A 20,521-nucleotide genomic window follows, 5' to 3' on the forward strand; every position below is an offset into this window, starting at 1 on the left:
GGGCGGGGGCGGGGGCGGGGCGGGGGCGGGTGGCGGGGCGGGGGCGTCCGCGTCCGGGTTGAGCGCCGCCATGATCGCCTCTGCGGTGCGCCGGCCGACGCCCGGCACCTCGGTGATCTCCTCCACCGACGCCGCCGCGAGCCGCTTGAGCGAGCCGAAGTGCCGCAGCAGCGCCTTGCGCCGCACCTCCCCCAGCCCGGGGATGTTGTCCAGCGCCGAGGCCGTCATCCGCTTGGACCGCCGCTGCCGGTGGAACGTGATGGCGAACCGGTGCGCCTCGTCGCGGACGCGTTGCAGCAGGTAGAGCGCCTCGGAGGTGCGCGGCAGGATCACCGGGAAGTCGTCGTCGGGCAGCCACACCTCCTCCAGCCGCTTGGCCAGCCCACACAGCGCCACGTCGTCGACGCCCAGCTCGGCCAGCGCCTGGGCGGCCGCCGCGACCTGGGGCGGGCCGCCGTCGACCACCACCAACTGCGGCGGGTACGCGAACTTCCGCGGCCGGCCCGTCGTGGGGTCAATGCCCGGGCGGTCCGGGTCGGCGGCGGTCTCCTCGCCGATCTCGCCGGTCTCGGCGCGCGCGTCGAGGTAGCGGGCGAAGCGCCGGCGCAGCACCTCGGACATGGCGGACAGGTCGTCGGTGGCGCCCCGGACGATGAACCGCCGGTACTCGCTCTTGCGGGGCAGGCCGTCCTCGAAGACGACCATGCTGGCCACGACGTCGGTGCCCTGGATCTGGGAGACGTCGAAGCACTCGATGCGCAGCGGCGTGGTGCGCATGCCCAGGGCCTCGCCGATCTCGTCGAGTGCCCGGCTGCGGGTGGTCAGGTCGCCGGCCCGCCTGAGCTTGTGCCGGGCGAGGGCGTCCTTCGCGTTGCGCTCCACCGTCTCCAGCAGCGCCCGCTTGTCGCCGCGCTGCGGCACCCGCAGCGACACCCGGCTGCCCCGGCGGCCCGACAGCCAGTCGGCGAGCGCGTCGGCGTCGCCGGGCAGGGCGGGCACCAACATCTCGCGGGGCACGTCGGCCTCGCCCTGCTCGCCGCCGTACACCTGGGTGCAGAAGTGGTGCACGAGGTCGCCGGTGGTCAGGTCCTCGGTCTTCTCCACCACCCAGCCGCGCTGGCCGCGGACCCGGCCGTCGCGGACGTGGAACACCTGCACGGCCGCTTCGAGGGGGTCGTCGGCGAACGCGACGACGTCGGCGTCGGTGCCGTCGCCGAGCACCACTGTCTGCTTCTCCATGGCCCGCCGCAGCGCCGCGACGTCGTCGCGCAGCCGGGCGGCCCGCTCGAACTCCAACTGCTCGCTGGCCTCGGCCATCTCGCGTTCGAGCCGGCGGACCATGGTGTCGGTGCGCCCGGCCATGAAGTCGCAGAACCCGTCGACGATCCCGCGATGCTCCTCGGCGGTGACGCTGCCCACGCAGGGCGCGGAGCACTTGCCGATGTAGCCCAACAGGCAGGGCCGGCCGACCTGCCCGGCCCGCTTGAACACCCCCGACGAGCACGTCCGCGCCGGGAAGACCCGCAGCAGCAGGTCGAGCGTCTCGCGGATGGCCCACGCATGCGAGTACGGCCCGAAGTAGCGCACCCCCTTGCGCTTCGCGCCGCGCATCACCTGCAGCCGCGGGAACTCCTCGTCGAGGGTGACGGCCAGGTACGGGTACGACTTGTCGTCGCGGTAGCGGACGTTGAACCTCGGGTCGTACTGCTTGATCCAGGTGTATTCGAGCTGGAGGGCCTCGACCTCCGTGCCGACGGTGACCCAGTCGACCGACTCGGCGGTGGTCACCATCTGCTGGGTGCGCTGGTGCAGCCCCCACAGGTCGGCGAAGTAGGAGTTGAGCCGGCTGCGCAGGTTCTTCGCCTTGCCGACGTAGATCACCCGGCCGGTGCCGTCGCGGAACCGGTAGACCCCCGGGGACTCGGGAATGGTGCCGGGCGCGGGGCGGTAGGTCGAGGGGTCTGCCACGCCCGCAAGCCTAGTCCGCACTCCCGACAGCCCCCGCCCGTCGACCCTTCGACCACGCCGGGCCGGCAGGAATGGGTGGCGCGCCAATCAGCGCCGGAGTCATGAACCATTGACATGAACAGCTTTATTGACATAGTTTTCGATCACGGAAACGATTGCTCACCTCCGCCTGACCACCCGCGCTAATACCTTCCGCCAGCCGGCTCTCGCAAGCGTGAGTGGGGTCCGGGACACCGGCCCGGACCCCCCAGACCGCTCGCCGGCACGCGTCCCTTTCCTCGTTCACGGCGATTCGTCAACAATTCGTCATCGACGCCCGCGCAGAACTCGGGATTGCATACAAATTGTCTTCCGCTTGCCGCCCTCGCCGAATTCGGGAGGCTCAGGCGAGCGAGATCTGGTCCCCCTCGACCTTGATGCTCTTCGGTTCGAGCGGCCTGGTGGCTGGGCCGCCCTTCACCGAACCGTCAGCAATCGAGAACTTGCTGAAGTGGCAGGTGCAGTTGATGGTGCCGCCGTCGACGTTCGACACGGGGCACTGCTGGTGGGTGCAGATCGGGACGAACCCCTTGAACTCGCCGGCCACGGGCTGGGTGACGACCACGCCCTTGCTGGCGTAGATCACGCCGCCGCCCACCGGGATGTCGCTGGTGCGGGCGAGCGCGCCGGTCGAGTCGCCGCCGCCGGGGGTCGCCGTGGTCGCCGTGGTCGCCTGGCCGCCGTCGGTATCGTCTCCGCCGCAGGCCGACAGGACGACCGCCGCGCCCACCGCCCCGGCTCCGGCGAGCAGCGCCCGCCGCGTCCGAGTGCCCGGCCCGGTCTGCGCCTGCTCGTCACTCATCTGTGCCCCTCTCCTCAGCGCGGCCGCAGTCGTACGGCCCACCGTCATGCACGCACAACTGTGCCGGACGGTTCACCTGTCGCCCATGCGGACACCCCGGCCCTTTGCCGCACGATTGGCGGAGAAATGGGCGAAAGGCGGGACGACCCCGCCCCTCGCCCGGCTGTCGACTCAGCGCGCCGCGGGAGCCTTCCGGGCAGCCCGGGAGCGGGCACCGCCGTTGGCCTTCGCGGCCCGGCCGGTGGCCGCCGCCGCGCCCTTGGCCTCGCCGTCGAGCTTGAGCACCTGGCGCAGGAACCGACCGGTGTGGCTCTCCGGCACCTCGGCGACCTCCTCCGGAGTGCCCGTGGCCAGCACGGTGCCGCCCCGGTGGCCGCCCTCGGGGCCCATGTCGATCAGCCAGTCGGCGGTCTTGATCACGTCGAGGTTGTGTTCGATCGTGATCACCGTGTTGCCCTTGTCGACCAGGCCCTCCAGCACCATCAGCAGCTTGCGGATGTCCTCGAAGTGCAGGCCGGTGGTCGGCTCGTCGAGCACGTACACCGTCCGCCCCGTCGACCGCTTCTGCAACTCGGAGGCGAGCTTGACCCGCTGGGCCTCGCCACCGGAGAGCGTCGGCGCGGGCTGGCCGAGCCGGACGTAGCCCAGGCCGACGTCGACCAGCGTCCTGAGGTGCCGGTGGATGGCCGGGATGGCGGAGAAGAACTCCGCCGCCTCCTCGATCGGCATCTCGAGCACGTCGGAGACGGTCTTGCCCTTGTAGTGCACCTCCAGGGTCTCCCGGTTGTACCGGGCGCCCTTGCACACCTCGCACGGGACGTACACGTCGGGCAGGAAGTTCATCTCGATCTTGATGGTGCCGTCGCCGGAGCACGCCTCGCACCGGCCGCCCTTGACGTTGAACGAGAACCGGCCCGGCCCGTACCCGCGGACCTTGGCCTCGGTGGTCTCGGCGAACAGCTTGCGGATGTGGTCCCAGACTCCGGTGTACGTGGCCGGGTTCGACCGGGGCGTGCGGCCGATCGGCGACTGGTCGACGCCGACGACCTTGTCCACGTGCTCCAGCCCGGTGATCCGGGTGTGCCGGCCGGGCACGTGCCGGGCGCCGTTGATCTGGTTGGCCAGCACCGCGTGCAGGATGTCGTTGACCAGGGTCGACTTGCCCGAGCCGCTGACCCCGGTGACGGCGATGAGCTGCCCGAGCGGGAACGACACGGTCAGGTTGCGCAGGTTGTGCTCGCGCGCGCCGTGCACGACCAGTTCGCGGCCCGGCGTGTGCGGCCGGCGCTGCTTCGGCGTGGGGATCTCCTTGCGCCCCGACAGGTACGCCCCGGTCACCGACTCCGGGTTCTCCAGCAGGGCCGGCACCGACCCGGAGTGCACGATCCGGCCGCCGTGCTCGCCCGCGCCGGGGCCGATGTCGACGATCCAGTCGGCGGTGCGGATGGTGTCCTCGTCGTGTTCCACCACGATCAGGGTGTTGCCCAGACCGCGCAGCCGCACCAGCGTCTCGATGAGACGGTGGTTGTCCCGCTGGTGCAGGCCGATCGACGGCTCGTCGAGCACGTAGAGCACCCCGACCAGGCCGGAGCCGATCTGGGTGGCCAGCCGGATGCGCTGGGCCTCCCCGCCGGACAGCGTGCCGGCCGGGCGGTCCAGGGACAGGTAGTCCAGGCCGACGTCGAGCAGGAACCGCAGCCGGGCGTTGATCTCCTTGAGCACCCGCTCGGCGATCAGCTTCTGCCGGTCGGTCAGCTCGATGCCGGCCAGCAGGTCGGCGCACTCCCCGACCGACAGGTTGCACACCTCGGCGATGCTCTTGCCGGCCAGGGTGACCGCGAGGACCTCGGGCTTGAGCCGGGCGCCGCCGCAGGCCGCGCAGGGCACGTCCCGCATGTAGCCCTCGTACTTCTCCCGGGACCACTCGCTCTCGGTGTCGGAGTGCCGGCGCTCGATCCACTGCACCACGCCCTCGAAGCCGGTGTAGTAGGACCGCTCACGGCCGTACTTGTTGCGGTAGCGCACGTGCACCTGGTCACCGGAGCCGTGCAGGATCGTCTTCTGCGCCCGCGACGGCAGCGCCCGCCAGGGCGTGTCGACGTCGAAGTGCTCCGCCTCGCCCAGGGCCTCCAGCAGGCGCAGGAAATACTCCAGGTTGTGCCCGGTCGCCCAGGGCTGGATCGCGCCCTCGCGCAGGGTGCGCTCCGGGTCGGGGACGACCAGCTCCGGGTCGACCTCCTTCTTCGTGCCCAGGCCCGTGCACTCGGGGCACGCGCCGTACGGGGCGTTGAAGGAGAAGACCCGGGGCTCCAGGTCCTCGATGGCGAGGGGATGGTCGTTGGGGCAGGCCAGGTGCTCGGAGTAGCGCCGCTCCCGGTCCGGATCGTCCTCGGGCAGGTCGACGAAGTCGAGCAGCACCAGCCCGCCGGACAGGCCCAGCGCCGCCTCGACCGAGTCGGTCAGCCGCTGCTTGGCGCTGGCCTTCACGGTGAGCCGGTCGATCACCACCTCGATGGTGTGCTTCTCCTGCTTCTTGAGCTTCGGCGGCTCGGTCAGCGGGTGCACCACGCCGTCGACCCGGGCCCGGGCGTACCCCTTGCCCTGCAGCTCGGCGAACAGGTCCACGTACTCGCCCTTGCGGCCGCGCACGACCGGGGCGAGCACCATGAACCGGGTGCCCTCGGCCATCGCGAGGACCCGGTCGACGATCTGCTGCGGGCTCTGCTTGGAGATCCGCTCGCCGCAGACCGGGCAGTGCGGCTCGCCGACGCGGGCGAACAACAGCCGCAGGTAGTCGTAGACCTCGGTGATGGTGCCGACGGTCGAGCGGGGGTTGCGCGAGGTCGACTTCTGGTCGATGGAGACGGCCGGGCTGAGCCCCTCGATGAAGTCGACGTCGGGCTTGTCCATCTGGCCGAGGAACTGCCGGGCGTACGACGACAGCGACTCGACGTAGCGGCGCTGCCCCTCGGCGAAGATCGTGTCGAAGGCCAGGCTCGACTTGCCGGACCCGGAGAGCCCGGTGAAGACGATCAGGGCGTCCCGGGGCAGGTCGAGACTGACGTCACGCAGGTTGTGCTCGCGCGCGCCACGGATGATCAGTCGGTCGGCCACTGTCCGTGTACTCCCGGGTGAGAAAGAGGAGGAGGATCTGTCCGCTCCGGGGAGGTCCGGGGGATTCCGGGACGGCCCGGAGCGGTTGTGCGGACGCAGAAGAAGCGCCTCGGCAACTCTAGCCCCGAGGTACGACAACTTTCCGCGCCGGCACATTCCCCCAGCTCACCCCGGTCGCGCCGGACCCAGCCCGACCCGCGCGGCACCTGCCCCGGTCACTGACGGCGGGCCCACCAGGTGGGCGCGCCGACGCCGCCCGGATGCCTCGCCCGCGTCGTCCGGGGATCGGGTACGCCGCGCCACCCGGTCAAGATCCGCGCAGTTTCCCGGAAACTGTGGCCTGCCGACGCACCAAGGCCACAGTCTCCGGGAAGTTGTCCAGATCTTGGAGCTCGCGCCGGCCACGCGAGGCGGCGCCGGCCGCCGCCGCCTCTCGATCTTTGCGTCAGGGGCGGGCGGTGCGGCGCCGCCCGCCGCGCCAGCCGCCCCGGCGTTCCGCGGCCGGCCGGGCCTCCCGGCGCCGGGTCTCGTACGCCACCTCGCGCTGCAGCTTGCGCCAGTTGTCGTACCGGCGGACGCTGAGCTCGCCCGCGGCCAGGGCGTCGAGGACCGCGCAGCCCGGCTCCGCCTCGTGCGAGCAGTCGGCGTACCGGCAGCCGGCGGCCAGCTCGGCGATGTCGGCGAAGGCCCGGTCCAGCCCGGCCGAGCCGTCGAGCAGGCCGACCGCCCGTACCCCCGGGGTGTCCAGCACCGCGCCCCGCCGGGCACCGGGACCAACGCCCGCCAGGTGGTGGTGTGCCGGCCCTTGCCGTCGACCCGGCGGATCGCCTGGGTCGGCATCACCACCGCCCCGGCCAGGGCGTTGACCAGGCTCGACTTGCCCGCCCCGGACGGGCCGAGCAGGCCGAGGGTGCGCCCCGGGGCGACCCACTCCCGCAGCGGGTCGAGGCCGACGCCCCGCTCCGCGCTGACCGGCAGCACCGGCACGCCGGGGGCGACCCCGGCGAGCTGCCGGGCGATCGCCGCCGGATCGGCGGCCAGGTCGGCCTTGGTGAGCACCACCAGCGGCGTGGCGCCCGACTCGTGGGCCAGGGACAGCAGTCGCTCGATGCGGGCGACGTCCGGCTCGGGGTGCACCGGCTCGACCACGGCGGCGGCGTCGAGGTTGGCGGCGAGCACCTGCCCGCTGGCGTCCTTGCCAGCGGTGCGGCGCACCAGCGCGGTGCGCCGCGGCAGCACCGCCTCCACGGTCACCGGGCCGTCCGGCCAGGTACGCAGCAGCACCCAGTCGCCCGCGCAGGGCAGCCGGGTCAGATCCCGGGCGGCGGCGGCCAGCACCGCCGCGCCGAGGGTGGCCCGCACGGGCCCGTCGGCGTCGAGCACGGTGCACACGCCCCGGTCGACCCGGGCCACCCGGCCCGGGCGCTGGTCGGTGCGCCGGCGTACGTGGACCGCCCGCTCGGCGTCCCAGCCGAGGTCGGTCAGATCGATGGTCATGCAAACCTCATCGGTGTCGAAGGAAGCGGTGCTGCGACGCGCGTGCCACGACCCGCATGGGCACCACCTCCTCCGACGCCCCGACTGCCGCCTACCGACCCCGACGGTAGGTGGCCCGCCGACGCGCCGAAAGCGATTTCCACGACGACGCCGGAGCGGCGGGACGTTAGGGTCGGTGCGTGACCTCGGATCCGCTGCTGCTGACCGGCGAGGTGGACGGCGCCACGGCCCGCCTGCTGGCGACCGCGGCGGCCCTCGACGCGGCGGGCGTCGCCGCGCCGTCCCTGCTGCCCGGCTGGACCCGCGGGCACGTGCTCACCCACCTGGCCCGCAACGCCGACGCGCTGGTCAACCTGCTCACCGCCGCGCGCACCGGCGAGCGGATCCCGATGTACGCCAGCGCCGACGCCCGGTCCGCCGACATCGAGGCCGGGGCGCCCCGGCCGCCCGCCACGCACCTGGACGACCTGCGCCGCACGGCGGACCGGTTCGCCGAGGCGGTCGCCGCGATGCCGGTCGAGGCGTGGGCGGCCACCGTGCAGACCCGCCGCGGCCCGTGGCCGGCGGCCATGCTGGTCTGGGGCCGGCTGCGCGAGGTCGAGGTGCACCACGTGGACCTGGCCGCCGGATACCGGCCGACCGACTGGCCGGAGGCGTTCGCCCACCGGCTGCTGCACGAGGTGGCCGCCGGCCTGGGCGAACGGCCCGACGCGCCGGCCATGGTGCTGCGCTTCGACGGCACCCGCCACGAGCTGGCCGTCGGCGACCCCGCCGGGGCGCCCACGATCACCGGCCCCGCCCCCGAGCTCGCCGCGTGGCTGATCGGCCGCAGCGGCGGCGAGCGGCTCGCCGTCCTCCCCGACGGTCCCCTGCCGGCCCCACCGGAATGGATATAGGACACCGAATGACCTACAGCGGAGACGTGACCCCCGGCGGCGCGCCGGCGGTACGCGAGCTCGACCGGCTCACCATCACCAAGCTCTCGGTGGGGCCGATGGACAACAACGCCTACCGGCTGCGCTGCCGGTCCACCGGCGAGCAGGTGCTCGTCGACGCGGCCAACGAGGCGCCGCGGCTGCTGGAGTTGGTCGGCGACGGGGGCCTGGCCGCCGTGGTGACCACCCACCAGCACATGGACCACTGGGTGGCGCTGGAGGAGGTGGTCGCCAAGACCGGCGCCCGCCCGCTGGTGCACGCCGACGATGCCGCCGGCCTGCCGATCGAGGCGGAGACGCTGTCCGACGGCGACACGGTGGCCGTCGGCGACTGCGCGCTGGAGGTGATCCACCTGCGGGGCCACACCCCGGGCTCGATCGCCCTGCTCTACCGGGACCCGGCGGGCACCCCCCACCTGTTCACCGGTGACAGCCTGTTCCCGGGCGGGGTGGGCAACACCGACCGGGACCCGGAGCGCTTCGGGCAGCTCATCGACGACGTCGAGCACCGGCTGTTCGACCGGCTGCCCGACGACACCTGGTTCTACCCCGGCCACGGCGGGGACAGCACGCTCGGCGCGGAGCGCCCCTCGCTGCCGCAGTGGCGGGCGCGCGGCTGGTGAGACGGGCGCGCGCCCGCCAGGCGACCCGGGTTTCGCCGCTCAGGCGACCGTGGTGACGGCGCGCAGCCGGCGGCGGGCGCCGAACAGCACCACACCGGCCAGCAGCAGACCGAGCGCCGTGGTGACCAGCATCGGCGACGCGCCGCCGGGCAGCAGCCCGGCCAGCGACCGGGACAGGCTGCCCAGGGCCACGTAGACGCCGGCCCACGCCGCGGCACCGACCGTCGCGCAGGCCAGGAACCGCGCGTACGACATGCGCAGGCCGCCCGCCGCCAGCGGCAGCAGCGCGTTGAACACCGGCAGGAACGGCGCGACCAGCACCATCCGCCCCCCGCCCCGGCGCAGGATGGCCTCGGCGGCGGCCCAGCGGGGCTCGCCGATCCAGCCGCCGACGCGGCTGTGGCGCAGCCGGTCGCCGTACCGCCGGCCGGCGAGGAAGGTCAACGACCAGCCGGCCAGGCAGCCGGCGACCACGGCGGCGACGATGGCCGCCCCGGTGGCCGGTCGCCCGACGGCGACCGCGGCAAGGACCGCGACGTCGCCGGGGACCAGCACCCCCAGCAGCGGTACGGCGTCGAAGAGCATCACCACCCCGAGCACCCCCAGCATCAGGGTGGTGGGAAGCTCGCCGACCTGGGCCGTCCAATCCGCCATGTCCGTACGCTATGGCCGCACCGGCGGCGCGGACATCCGGTCCGATCCCCCACCGGTCCCTGATTCCACCTCAGGGTTCACCCCAGACCCGCGGTGTCACCCGCCGGGCGCAGCACCTCCACCCGACGCAGGGGGGAGTCGACGCTGGGTTCGGTGGTGGGCACCCGGTAACTGGTCACCACGTCGAGGCTGTCCCGGGGCAGATGGTTGCGGCCCGGGTCGCCGACCAGCACCTGACCGCCGCGGGCGACGGCGCGCCGCAGGAACGGCAGCACCCGGCCGGCCAACTCCCGGTCGTAGAAGACGTCCCCGGCGACCAGCAGGTCCGCGTCGCCGCCGTCGCTGTCGAGCAGGTCGTCGACGCTGGTGGCGACGGCGACCCCGTTGGCCCGGGCGTTGACCGTCACCGCGGCGACGGCGTACGGGTCGATGTCGTTCGCGACCACCCGGGCCGCGCCCGTCAGCGCGGCGGCGATCGCCACCAGTCCCGAGCCGGCCGCCAGGTCGAGCACCCGGCGGCCGGCGGCGAGCCGGGGATGGTCGAGCAGGTGTCGGGCCAGGGCCTGCCCGCCGGCCCACGCGGACGCCCAGTACGGCGGGGGGAGGCTGTGCCCCGCGGCCGCCTCCATCCGGGCCCACCAGACGATCGCGTCCTCCGCGAGGTGCAGCCGCACCTCGGGGACGAACGGGGTGCGGACCAGCCGGAGCCGGTCCAGCCCGGCACCGGGCGCGTCGATCTCCCGCTCCAGATCGGTCAGGGCGGCGGCTGCGGGACCCCTCATCCGGGCAAGCATGCCGTAGCCGGCCGCGATCCGGAGGGGTTTCCCCCGGGCCGCGCCCAACCGGACAGTTTCGGCGCATGGCCTACGGCACTTCGCCCAGCAGACCCGCCTTTCGCCCGTTACTGTCGAGGAAGTACAGGGCGATCATCGGCCGGCGGTCGGTGGTCTCCCGCATGGAACAGGGAGAGATGCATGGCAACCGGCACGGTCAAGTGGTTCAACTCGGAAAAGGGCTTCGGCTTCATCGAGCAGGACGGCGGGGGCCCGGACGTGTTCGTCCACTACTCGGCCATCCAGAGCGGCGGTTACCGGGAGCTGACCGAGGGCCAGAAGGTCGAGTTCGAGGTGATCCAGGGGCAGAAGGGCCCGCAGGCGGACAACGTCCGCCCGATGTAGCCCGTGCCGGCGGCGGCCGTCAACGGGCCGCCGCCGATGCCGGGTCGTCAGGCGGCCAGCCGCTTGGCGATCTCGTCGGCCACCTCCTTGGCCACGGTCGGCGGCAGTGCCGCGGCGATCTTCTCCGGGGTCAGCGTGGCCAGCACCCCGGCCACGATGGCCTGCTCATCGGTGAAGTCCTTGTTGGACAGCGCGGTGAGCTGGGCGATGGCGGCGTCCAGCCGCAGCATCGTGTAGTCCAGCTTGGCCACCAGGCTGTTGCTTGCGGTGGCCGGTCCGGTGCCGTCCGGGTCGACCTTGCGGCCCATGCTGTTGCCGCCGCTGAACAGCCCGACGTACACCTGGTGGATCTCGTTCTCGGCCTGCGCGCTCATGTCGTCCCCCTGAATGAGTCCGATGGTGGTCAGGTAGCGGCGGAACAGCGGGGTCTGGTCCCGGCCCGCCTTGGTGGAGTCGCGGAAGAAGCTGAAGTGGGTGTGCGTCAGGTGGGAACTGGGCCCGGTGCTCCGCTTGCCGAGCCGGTCCCACCGCTTGACGACCCTGCCGTCCGGGGAGTAGATGATCTCGCGGATGTCCCGGGTGTCGGCCGCGCCGGCGGCGCACTCGCCGACGCACCAGACGGAGAACGAACGCAGGTCGTGGGTACGACCGCCGGCCGCGACCGTGAACATGCCGACGTCCACGGCGGACGCGTCGAGCGTCAGTCCGGAGCGGTCCCGCGTCGACTCCACGACGGAGTAGTCGCCGTCCACGACGCGGTCGGAGCCGCAGTGGTAGCCGCCGAGGTGCTGGGCGTCCCCGACGATGCCGACCTCGTCCGGTTCCAGGTCCTGCGGGCGCGAGACGTCCGGGTCGACGTTGAGGTGGGTGAGCAGGAAACTTCGGACTGCCAGAAGATTCGCCGGGGCCCGGGTCATCGGAGCCCCCCTTTCGTACGCTGGGGAGACCGGGCAGGCGGTCACGCCGCGTGAGGAGTCGCGGGTCCGGCGCCGAGCCCGACCGGGTGCTGCACGGCGCCGGGCGATTGACCCAACGGTAACCGGGGCTCTGAACGTTTTACCAGCTCAGGGTGCGGTTTTTCGGATAGGGCAAAGGCGCGCCGGGCTCGGGCCAGGCACTCGTGGACAGTCGCCTGAGCGAGCGGAGCACCCCGCCGTACACATCGGATAGTTATCGGCGGTCAGTACGCCAGGCACTCGCACCCGGTCATCAGCGCGCGGACGTTCTCCACGTACCGCGGGTTCGGGACGGTCAGCGGCTCGCCCTCCCGAGCCACCGCCTGGTGCCCGACGTTGTACGCGGCGATGACCACGTTGAGCAGGCACGAGGTCAGCCCGTCGCACAGGTCGGGGTTCAGGGTGTAGTCGGAGTCGAAGTACATGTCGCCGATGTACTTGGTCAGCCAGGCCAGGTAGGTGGCGCCGAGGTAGGCGTTGTCCCGGTAGTCGTCGACGTCGTACGACTGGCCGAACCGCTGGTTCATCCAGGTCGCGGTGTCCGGCATCACCTGCATCAGCCCGATGCCGCCGTCGCACGCGACGATGTCGGACTGCCAGCCGCTCTCCTGCCAGGCGGTCGCTTTCAGCAGCTCCAGCGGGATCCGGATGTCGGGCGCCGACGTCGGCCAGTACACCCGGCCCGCCGCGTCGGTCAGCGCCGCCTTCACCTGCGCACGGGTGGCCTTGTCGCCACGCCGGGTGGGCGTGCAGCCGGGTGCGGGCTTCTTCGGAGGCGGCGGCACCTTCGTTTCGGTGGGCGGCTTCGGGATGCGCCGCGGCGCCGTCGCCGTGCGGGTCGGCCTGGGCTTGCGGGTCGGGGTCGCCGCGGCCGTGGCCGACGGGGCCACGCTCGGCGCCGACCCCATCCGCTCCACGCCCGCCGGCTCCTCGACGGGCTGCTCGGCCGGCGGCTCGGTCACCAGGTCGACCGGCGCGGCCGCCCCCGGCGGCGGGCTCTCCGGGTCGGCGCAGCCCACCCCGACCGTGGCCAGCAGCAGCCCGACCGTCACCGCCGGCACCACGCGACGCCAACCGGAACCCATCCGCGCCCTCCCCCGTCACCCGTCGCCGGACCATAACAGGGACGGGCGGCCCAGGGATGTCCCGTCGGCGCGCGACGGCGCATTCCCCCCACGCCCGCGCGACGGCTCGTCCCGCCCGCGCCCGCGCGACGGCTCGTCCCGCCCGCGCCCGCGCGACGGCACAGCCCGCCCACGCCGCGACGCCGCCGCCTCCCCGCCGGTCGGCCGCCGGTGTGTCTCCGGTCACCGGCACGCCGGGCGGCACCCCGGCACGGGAACAAGCCGGCGCCCGCGCGCGTACGCTAGTAAGCCGACCGGCGACAGGGCCGCCCCGCCCGGCGCCGGCGGGCCGAAACCCATCGCCGCACCGGATCGTCGTGGCGATCACCTGGGCGAACAGGGGTGACAGCCCCGCGGCGAGGTCGGCAGGGCAGCCACCGATCCCCGACGAACCGGGGTCGGCAGGCCGGCCGACGGAAACGGTCGGCACAGCAGTTTCGGCACAGATCCGGGCCCGGCCGGGGGGTGACCCCGGCACGCGCCCGGCAAACCGCAGACAGGAGTATGGAGGGTATGCAGCTACGCACCGACCTCCGCAACGTCGCCATCATCGCTCACGTCGACCACGGCAAGACCACCCTGGTCGACGCCATGTTGCGGCAGGCCGGCGCGTACGGCGCCCGCGGCGAGACGACCGAGCGCGTGATGGACTCGATGGACCTCGAGCGCGAGAAGGGCATCACGATCCTGGCCAAGAACACCGGCGTGCGCTACCTGCCGGCGGACGGGTCGGAGCCGGTCACCATCAACATCATCGACACCCCCGGCCACGCCGACTTCGGCGGCGAGGTCGAGCGCGGCCTGACCATGGTCGACGGGGTCGTGCTGCTGGTCGACGCCAGCGAGGGTCCGCTGCCGCAGACCCGCTTCGTGCTGCGCAAGGCGCTGCGCGCCCGGCTGCCGATCATCCTCGTGATCAACAAGGTGGACCGGCCCGACGCCCGGATCAAGGAGGTCGTGGACGACACCTACGAGCTCTTCCTCGACCTGGACGCCGACGAGGAGCAGATCGACTTCCCGATCGTCTACGCCTGCGCCCGGGACGGCATCGCCTCCCTCACCCAGCCCGCCGACGGCGCCGTACCGCAGGACAGCCACAACCTCGAGCCGCTGTTCCGCACCCTGCTCGACACCATCCCGCCGCCCGCCTACGAGGAGGACGCGCCCCTGCAGGCGCACGTCACCAACCTCGACGCCTCGCCGTTCCTCGGCCGGCTGGCGCTGTGCCGCGTCCGGCAGGGCACCATCAAAAAGGGCCAGACCGTCGCCTGGTGCCGTACCGACGGCAGCGCCCAGCGCGTGCGCATCTCCGAGCTGCTGATGACCGAGGGCCTGGAGCGCAAGCCCGCCGACTCGGCCGGTCCCGGCGACATCATCGCCGTCGCCGGCATCCCCGAGATCATGATCGGCGAGACGCTCGCCGACGCGGAGAACCCCACCCCGCTGCCGCTGATCACCGTCGACGAGCCCGCCATCTCGATGACCATCGGCACCAACACCTCGCCGCTCGTCGGCCGGGTCAAGGGCGCCAAGGTCACCGCCCGCATGGTCAAGGACCGCCTCGACAAGGAACTCGTCGGCAACGTCTCCCTGCGGGTGCTGCCCACCGAGCGGCCTGACGCCTGGGAGGTGCAGGGTCGCGGCGAGCTGGCCCTGGCCATCCTCGTCGAGCAGATGCGCCGCGAGCAGTACGAGCTGACCGTCGGCAAGCCGCAGGTGGTCACCAAGGAGATCGACGGGAAGACCTGCGAGCCCGTCGAGCGGCTCACCATCGACGCCCCCGAGGAGTACCTCGGCGCGATCACCCAGCTCCTGGCCACCCGCAAGGGCCGCATGGAGCAGCTGGTCAACCACGGCACCGGCTGGATCCGGATGGAGTGGCTGGTCCCGGCCCGCGGCCTGATCGGCTTCCGCACCGAGTTCCTCACCGAGACCCGGGGCACCGGCATCCTGCACCACGTCTTCGAGTCGTACGAGCCGTGGTTCGGCGAGCTGCGCACCCGCAACAACGGCTCGCTCGTCGCCGACCGCGCAGGCAGCGTCACCGCGTTCGCCATGACCAATCTTCAGGAGCGCGGCCAGCTCTTCGTCGAGCCGGGCACCGAGGTGTACGAGGGCATGATCGTCGGGGAGAACTCCCGCTCCGACGACATGGACGTCAACATCACCAAGGAGAAGAAGCTCACCAACATGCGCTCGTCGACCGCCGACGAGACCGAGAAGCTCATCCCGCCGCGCAAGCTGTCGCTGGAGCAGGCCCTGGAGTTCTGCCGCGAGGACGAGTGCGTCGAGGTCACCCCGGCGGCGGTGCGCATCCGCAAGGTGGTGCTGGACCAGACCGCCCGCGCCCGCGCGACCGCCCGCCGCAAGCACGCCGGCTGACCGACGGCGCACCACGCGGGGCCGGGAGCCGACCAGGGCTCCCGGCCCCGCGTCGTACCCGTCGGCTACGGTCACCGGCATGACCTGGGACGAGCTCGACGCCCACCTGGACACGCTGCCCGGCACCGTCTCGGCGTACGCGGGCCGGCTCGACGCCGCCCCCACCTGGACCCGGCACCCCGACGCCAGCCACTACGCGGCGAGCACCATGAAGGTCGCCGTCCTGCTGGCCCTGCACCGGGCGGCCGAGGCCGGCACCCTCGACCTCGGCGCCCCCGTCGCCGTCCGCAACCGGTTCGACTCGGCGCTGCCCGGCGCACCCCGCTTCGCCAACGACCGGGACTACGACAACGACGAGACGGTCTGGCAGCGGGAGGGAGCGACCGCGCCGCTGCGCTGGCTCGCCGAGCGGATGATCGTCCGCTCCAGCAACCTGGCCACCAACATCTGCCTCCGCGAGGTCGGCCTGCCCGCCGTCGCCCGCGCCTGGCAGCTCGCCGGGGCCCGGCACAGCGTCACCGGCCGCGGCATCGAGGACTTCGCCGCCCGCGAGGCCGGCATCACCAACCTGGTCACCGCCGCAGACCTGGCCGCCCTGCTCGGCGGGCTGGCCGCCGGGGCCACCCGGCCCGGCCCGCTCGCCACCCCCGCCGCCTGCGCCGCCATGCTCGACGTCCTGCACGCCCAGGAGTTCCGTGAGGACCTCGCCGCCGGGCTGCCCGACGGCGTCCCGATCGCCCACAAGAACGGCTGGGTACGCGGCGTCCGGCACGGCGCCGGGGTCGTCTACCCGCCCGACGCCCCGCCGTACGTGCTCGTCGTCTGCACCACCACCGACCTGGCCGAGGGCGAGGGGGCCGACGACGACGCCTGCCGCCTGCTCGCCGACATCTCCGCCCGGGTCTGGGCCGCCCGCCACGACCTGACCGCCGCCGACTGACGGGCCTGCCGGGCGGCCCCGCCTCAGTCCAGCAGGTTGTCCCGCAGCGCCGCCAGGTGCGCCCCGGTCAGCCCCAGCCCGTCCCGCAGATACCCGTCGAACGACCCGTGCACCCGCCGGACCTCGTCGTACGCGGCGTCCAGGTACTCCCCCCGCACCTCCAGCAGCGGCCGGATCGCCGCCTCCGCCAGCACGGGCTGCCGCGCCTGCATCGCCTGCAGGACGACCTCCCGCAGGCTCTCGGTCTGCGCGTTGGTACGCAGGTAGTCCGCCCGGATCGCCGCCTCGTCCACCCCGAGCGCGGTGAGCAGCACGACCGACAGCCACCCGGTGCGGTCCTTGCCGGCCGTGCAGTGGAACAGCAGCGGCAGGTTCTCCGCGTCGGCCGCCAGCCGCACCGCCGCGCCGAAGCTCGCCCGGGCTCCCTCCCCCGTGACGAACCAGCGGTAGATGGCCGCCATCGCCGCCGGGCTGCCCTGCACCGCCAGCGTCGCCTCCGCGCCCAGGTCGTGCCCCAGCAGCACCTCCGCCACCGCGGTGAAGACCGGGTGCGCGGCGTCGTACACGGGCAGGCGCACCACCCGCGGCTCGCCCACCAGCCGGTCCGCCGGGCCCGCCGCGATCTCCGAGTCGTCGCGCAGGTCCACCACGCAGGCCAGCCCCAGCTTCTCCAGCACCGGCAGGTCCTCGTCGGTCAGCCGGCCAGCGCCGGCGTCCGGATCAGCCGGCCCGCCCGCACCCGCCTGCCGTCGGCCCCCACCATGCCGCCCAGGTCACGCGCGTTCGGCGCCCCGACCAGCGTCCAGTCCTGCCCCGTCATCCGGCCTCCCCTGTCCGCACTCCGACCCGTATAGGGTGCCGCACATGACGATCGCCGCGGTACGCACCCACCGGCTCTCCGCGCCCCTGCACACCCCGTTCGTGACCGCGCTGCGCCGCACCACCACCACCGACACCCTCGTCGTGGAGGTGGTCGACGGCGACGGACGGTCCGGATTCGGCGAGGCGCCGCAGGTCTGGCAGGTGACCGGCGCGTCGTTGGCCGGCGCCGAGGCGTGCGTCCGGGAGATGCTCGGCCCGCGCCTCGTCGGCCGCGACGCCGACGACCTGGTGGCCCGCTGCGCCGAGGTGTCCCGGGCGGTCGCCGGCAACGAGGCCGCCAAGGCGGCGGTGGACACCGCCCTGCACGACCTGGCGGCGCGCCGGCTCGGCGTACCCCTGGTGCGGCTGCTCGGCGGCACGGCCCTGCGCGTGCCGACGGACGTCACCCTGGCCGCCGGCGACGCCACCGACCTGGCCGCCGCCGCCCGGCAGCGGCGCGCCGAGGGCTTCTCCGTGCTGAAGCTGAAGGTGGGCACCGACGCGGCCGGCGACCTGGAGCGCGTCCGCGCGGTCCGCGCCGCCGTCGGCCCGCAGGTGCGGATCCGCCTGGACGCCAACCAGGGCTGGACGCCCCGCGAGGCGGTCCGGGTGATCCGCGGCATCGAGGACGCCGGCCTGGACGTGGAACTGGTGGAGCAGCCCGTCCCCCGCTGGGACCTCGACGGCCTGGCCTGGGTCAGCGACCGCGTCGGCCTGCCGATCCTCGCCGACGAGTCGGTGTTCGGGGTCCGCGACCTGGTCGAGGTGATCCGACGGCGGGCCGCCGACATGGTCAACGTCAAGCTGGCCAAGTGCGGCGGCCTGCACCCCGCCCGCACGCTGCTCGACCTGGCCGCCGCACACGGCGTCGGCACGATCGTCGGGTCGATGATGGAGAGCCAGATCGGGCTGGGCGCCGCCGCCAGCCTGGTCGCCGCGTACGGCACCACCGCCGTGTCGGACCTCGACGCCGCCTGGTGGCTGGCGTGGTCGCCGGTGCGCGGCGGCATCCGGTACGACGGCGCGACCGTGGTGCTGCCCGACGCCCCCGGGCTCGGCATCACCGCCCTGGCTGAAGTAAACATGCAGCCGACCAGTTGAATACCGGCGAAAACTTTCATATGGTCACCTGAGGGTGACACCTCAAGCTGGGGGTGGGCGTGGAACTGCAACCAGGCCGGGAGGCCGTCGTCCGGGTCGCGGTCGCGACCCTCTGGACCGCCCCCGAGGCGGTCCGTCCCGTCGACCGTCCCGCCCTCGACGCGCACGCCGACGTGGCCGCGTGGATCGCCGGGATGGACGCCGACCAGCAGGTCGGCGAGTGCGCGCTCAGCCAACTTCTGCTCGGCGAGCGGGTGCTGGTCACCGAGCTGCGGCCCGACGGCTGGGCGCACGTCGTGGCCGTCGAGCAGCCGGCCGCCCAGCTCGACCCGCGCGGCTACCCGGGATGGCTGCCGGCCGCCCAGCTCGCCCCGCTTCCCGGCGAGGCCCCCGACCCCGCGGACGCCCCGCTGGTCGTCGACGCGACCGTCACCGCCCTGCGCAGCGCGCCCGGCGGCGAGCCGCTCCTGCCCGGGGTCGTCCTCGGCACCCGGCTCACCCCCGCCGGCCCGCCCGTCGACGGCTGGCGCCCCGTGCGCGCCCCGGGCCACGACCGCCCGCTCTGGCTGCCGGACGGGCACGTCGTGCCCCTGCCGACCGCGCCGCCGTCCGCGCCGGAGGTGCTCGCCGTGGCCGGCCGGCTGCGCGACGTCGTGTACGTCTGGGGCGGCGTCTCGGCCTACGGGATCGACTGCTCCGGCCTGGTCCACCTGGCGTGGCGGCGGTTCGGGGTGACGTTGCCGCGCGACGCCGACGACCAGGCCGTGGCTACCACCCCGCTGCCGCCCGGCACCGAGCGCCCCGGCGACCTCTACTTCTTCGCCCGCCCTGGCAGGAAGATCCACCACATCGGGATCGTCAGCGCCGCGCCGCAGGGCGAGTACCGGCGGATGCTGCATGCCTGCTACAAGCAGCGCGAGGTGCTGGAGGAGGCGCTGCCGGACGAGCGCACCGCGACTCTGGTCGGCGCGCACCGGGTCTGACCGCGTACGCGGAGGAGGGGCGCCGCCCGTTTCCGGGGCCGCCCCTCCTTGACGCGTCGTGGGTCCGTCAGCGGGCCGCGGCCAGCTCGCGGCGCCGGTCCCGGGCCGACTTGACCAGGCTGGCTGCGGTCGCCGCGGACAGCGTGCCGAGGATGACCACCAGGGACAGCCAGATCGGGATGTGCGGCGCCCAGCCCACCGGCTGCCCGCCGTTGACGAACGGCAGGTTGTTGTCGGCCAGGGCCTCCAGCGCGAGCTTGACCCCGATGAAGCCGAGCACCACGGCCAGCCCGACGCTGAGGTAGATCAGCCGGTCCAGCAGCCCGCCCAGCAGGAAGTACAACTGGCGCAGCCCCATCAGCGCGAAGACGTTCGCGGTGAAGACCAGATACGGCTCCTGGGTGATGCCGAAGATGGCCGGGATCGAGTCCAGCGCGAAGATCAGGTCGGTGGTGCCGATCGCGATCATGACGATCAGCATCGGGGTGAACAGCCGGCGGCTGTTCTCGTGAGTGATCATCTTCGCGCCGTCGTAGTCCTTGGAGATCGGCAGCGCCCGGCGGCTCCACCGGATCAGGACGTTCTCGCTGAACTCGTCCTCGTCGGGCTCACCCTGCCGCAGCAGGTTGACCGCGGTGTAGATGAGGAACGCGCCGAAGATGTAGAAGACCCAGGTGAACTGGGAGATCAGCGCCGCGCCGGCGGCGATGAACCCGCCGCGCATCACCAGCGCCAGCACGATGCCGATCAGCAGCACCTTCTGTTGGTACTGCCGGGGCACCGCGAAGCGGGCCATGATGATCACGAAGACGAAGAGGTTGTCGACCGAGAGGCTGTACTCGGTGAGCCAGCCCGTGTAGAACTGGCCGGCCACGCTGGGGCCCGAGGTGAGCCACAGGCCGACGCCGAAGAGCAGCGCCAGCCCGACGTAGAAGCCCACCCACAGGCTCGACTCCCGGACGCTGGGCTCGTGCGGCCGCCGACCGATGATGAGCAGGTCGACGAGCAGGACCGCCGTCAGCGCGACGAGCGTTGCCGCCCACACCAATCCGGACACGTTCAACTCAATCCTCCGGCAGACACGCGGCGTCGGGCACACCGTACGCTCCGTGCGGGGCGTCTGGTGCGGCGACGCGGACAGTGGTGACTGTCGGAGGTCTCTTCCGTCGCCGCCCGGCAGACGGTCGGCGACCAACGGAGCCGGGTCGCGCCACCGAGGGGGCCGGCGGTCGACCGTGCTGACGACTCCGTCGCGGGGGAATACTCCCCTCCTTCGGGCCCATTGTTCACCATGACCAGCCCGGACCGCATCTCCGGGCCCCCCGGTTCGGCGCTCCGACCTGGCGACGGTGACGAGTGTCTCT

Annotated in this window: 14 protein-coding genes and 3 pseudogenes; 7 read left to right on the plus strand and 10 right to left on the minus strand. The window is 73.2% G+C overall.

What is annotated here, in order from left to right; genetic code table 11:
• Positions 1–60: 60 nt before the first annotated feature.
• The 4 genes and pseudogenes from uvrC to rsgA form a co-directional block, all read right to left on the minus strand.
• Positions 61–1,968, minus strand: a pseudogene (uvrC, locus tag JD77_RS02465) (excinuclease ABC subunit UvrC); the annotation flags it as partial.
• A gap of 382 nt (positions 1,969–2,350) precedes the next feature.
• Positions 2,351–2,809 carry a Rieske (2Fe-2S) protein gene (locus JD77_RS02470; protein WP_145772846.1) on the minus strand — a complete coding sequence of 153 codons (459 nt, stop codon included), beginning with the start codon at positions 2,807–2,809 and terminating at the stop codon, positions 2,351–2,353.
• A gap of 171 nt (positions 2,810–2,980) precedes the next feature.
• The gene (gene uvrA, locus JD77_RS02475; RefSeq protein ID WP_145772847.1) at positions 2,981–5,923 is read right to left on the minus strand and encodes an excinuclease ABC subunit UvrA; all 2,943 of its coding nucleotides are present in this window, start codon (positions 5,921–5,923) and stop codon (positions 2,981–2,983) included.
• Positions 5,924–6,368: 445 nt separating this feature from the next.
• Positions 6,369–7,420 (minus strand): annotated as a pseudogene (gene rsgA, locus JD77_RS02480) (ribosome small subunit-dependent GTPase A).
• 179 nt (positions 7,421–7,599) lie between these two features.
• Here rsgA and JD77_RS02485 point away from each other — a divergent pair.
• Entirely contained in the window at positions 7,600–8,316 is a 717-nt protein-coding gene (locus JD77_RS02485) for a maleylpyruvate isomerase family mycothiol-dependent enzyme (RefSeq protein WP_145772848.1), read from the plus strand.
• Between the two features lie 8 nt (positions 8,317–8,324).
• Entirely contained in the window at positions 8,325–8,978 is a 654-nt protein-coding gene (locus tag JD77_RS02490; protein ID WP_145772849.1) for an MBL fold metallo-hydrolase, read from the plus strand.
• Between the two features lie 39 nt (positions 8,979–9,017).
• Here JD77_RS02490 and JD77_RS02495 read toward each other — a convergent pair whose 3' ends face one another.
• Both JD77_RS02495 and JD77_RS02500 read right to left on the minus strand, forming a co-directional pair.
• A complete protein-coding gene (locus tag JD77_RS02495; protein WP_145772850.1) occupies positions 9,018–9,632 on the minus strand; it encodes a DedA family protein in 615 nt (204 codons plus the stop codon).
• A 77-nt stretch (positions 9,633–9,709) separates the two neighbouring features.
• Positions 9,710–10,414 carry a class I SAM-dependent methyltransferase gene (locus tag JD77_RS02500; protein ID WP_145772851.1) on the minus strand — a complete coding sequence of 235 codons (705 nt, stop codon included), beginning with the start codon at positions 10,412–10,414 and terminating at the stop codon, positions 9,710–9,712.
• Between the two features lie 192 nt (positions 10,415–10,606).
• On the opposite strand from JD77_RS02500, the gene JD77_RS02505 reads away from it, so the two are divergent.
• Positions 10,607–10,810: a cold-shock protein gene (locus JD77_RS02505; protein WP_145772852.1), complete on the plus strand. Its 204-nt coding sequence runs from the start codon at positions 10,607–10,609 to the stop codon at positions 10,808–10,810.
• Between the two features lie 47 nt (positions 10,811–10,857).
• Here JD77_RS02505 and JD77_RS02510 read toward each other — a convergent pair whose 3' ends face one another.
• The gene (locus JD77_RS02510; protein WP_145772853.1) at positions 10,858–11,727 is read right to left on the minus strand and encodes a hypothetical protein; all 870 of its coding nucleotides are present in this window, start codon (positions 11,725–11,727) and stop codon (positions 10,858–10,860) included.
• A 263-nt stretch (positions 11,728–11,990) separates the two neighbouring features.
• Positions 11,991–12,851, minus strand: coding sequence for a lytic transglycosylase domain-containing protein (locus tag JD77_RS02515; protein WP_145772854.1), 861 nt, complete (start codon positions 12,849–12,851; stop codon positions 11,991–11,993).
• A gap of 552 nt (positions 12,852–13,403) precedes the next feature.
• On the opposite strand from JD77_RS02515, the gene typA reads away from it, so the two are divergent.
• Together typA and JD77_RS02525 are read left to right on the plus strand one after the other, a co-directional pair.
• Positions 13,404–15,272, plus strand: a complete 1,869-nt coding sequence (gene typA / locus JD77_RS02520; RefSeq protein WP_145772855.1) for a translational GTPase TypA — start codon at positions 13,404–13,406, stop codon at positions 15,270–15,272.
• 79 nt (positions 15,273–15,351) lie between these two features.
• The gene (locus JD77_RS02525) at positions 15,352–16,212 is read left to right on the plus strand and encodes a serine hydrolase (protein WP_145772856.1); all 861 of its coding nucleotides are present in this window, start codon (positions 15,352–15,354) and stop codon (positions 16,210–16,212) included.
• Between the two features lie 23 nt (positions 16,213–16,235).
• Here JD77_RS02525 and JD77_RS02530 read toward each other — a convergent pair.
• Positions 16,236–17,032 (minus strand): annotated as a pseudogene (locus tag JD77_RS02530) (tyrosine-protein phosphatase).
• Positions 17,033–17,076: 44 nt separating this feature from the next.
• On the opposite strand from JD77_RS02530, the gene JD77_RS02535 reads away from it, so the two are divergent.
• Both JD77_RS02535 and JD77_RS02540 read left to right on the plus strand, forming a co-directional pair.
• On the plus strand, positions 17,077–18,174 hold the full coding sequence (locus JD77_RS02535; RefSeq protein ID WP_145772857.1) for a mandelate racemase/muconate lactonizing enzyme family protein: 1,098 nt from the start codon (positions 17,077–17,079) through the stop codon (positions 18,172–18,174).
• Positions 18,175–18,233: 59 nt separating this feature from the next.
• Positions 18,234–19,157: a C40 family peptidase gene (locus JD77_RS02540; RefSeq protein WP_145772858.1), complete on the plus strand. Its 924-nt coding sequence runs from the start codon at positions 18,234–18,236 to the stop codon at positions 19,155–19,157.
• Positions 19,158–19,224: 67 nt separating this feature from the next.
• Here JD77_RS02540 and JD77_RS02545 read toward each other — a convergent pair whose 3' ends face one another.
• A complete protein-coding gene (locus tag JD77_RS02545) occupies positions 19,225–20,220 on the minus strand; it encodes a TerC family protein (protein WP_145772859.1) in 996 nt (331 codons plus the stop codon).
• Between the last annotated feature and the right edge of the window lie 301 nt (positions 20,221–20,521).

Source organism: Micromonospora olivasterospora, assembly GCF_007830265.1.
Taxonomy (GTDB): domain Bacteria; phylum Actinomycetota; class Actinomycetes; order Mycobacteriales; family Micromonosporaceae; genus Micromonospora; species Micromonospora olivasterospora.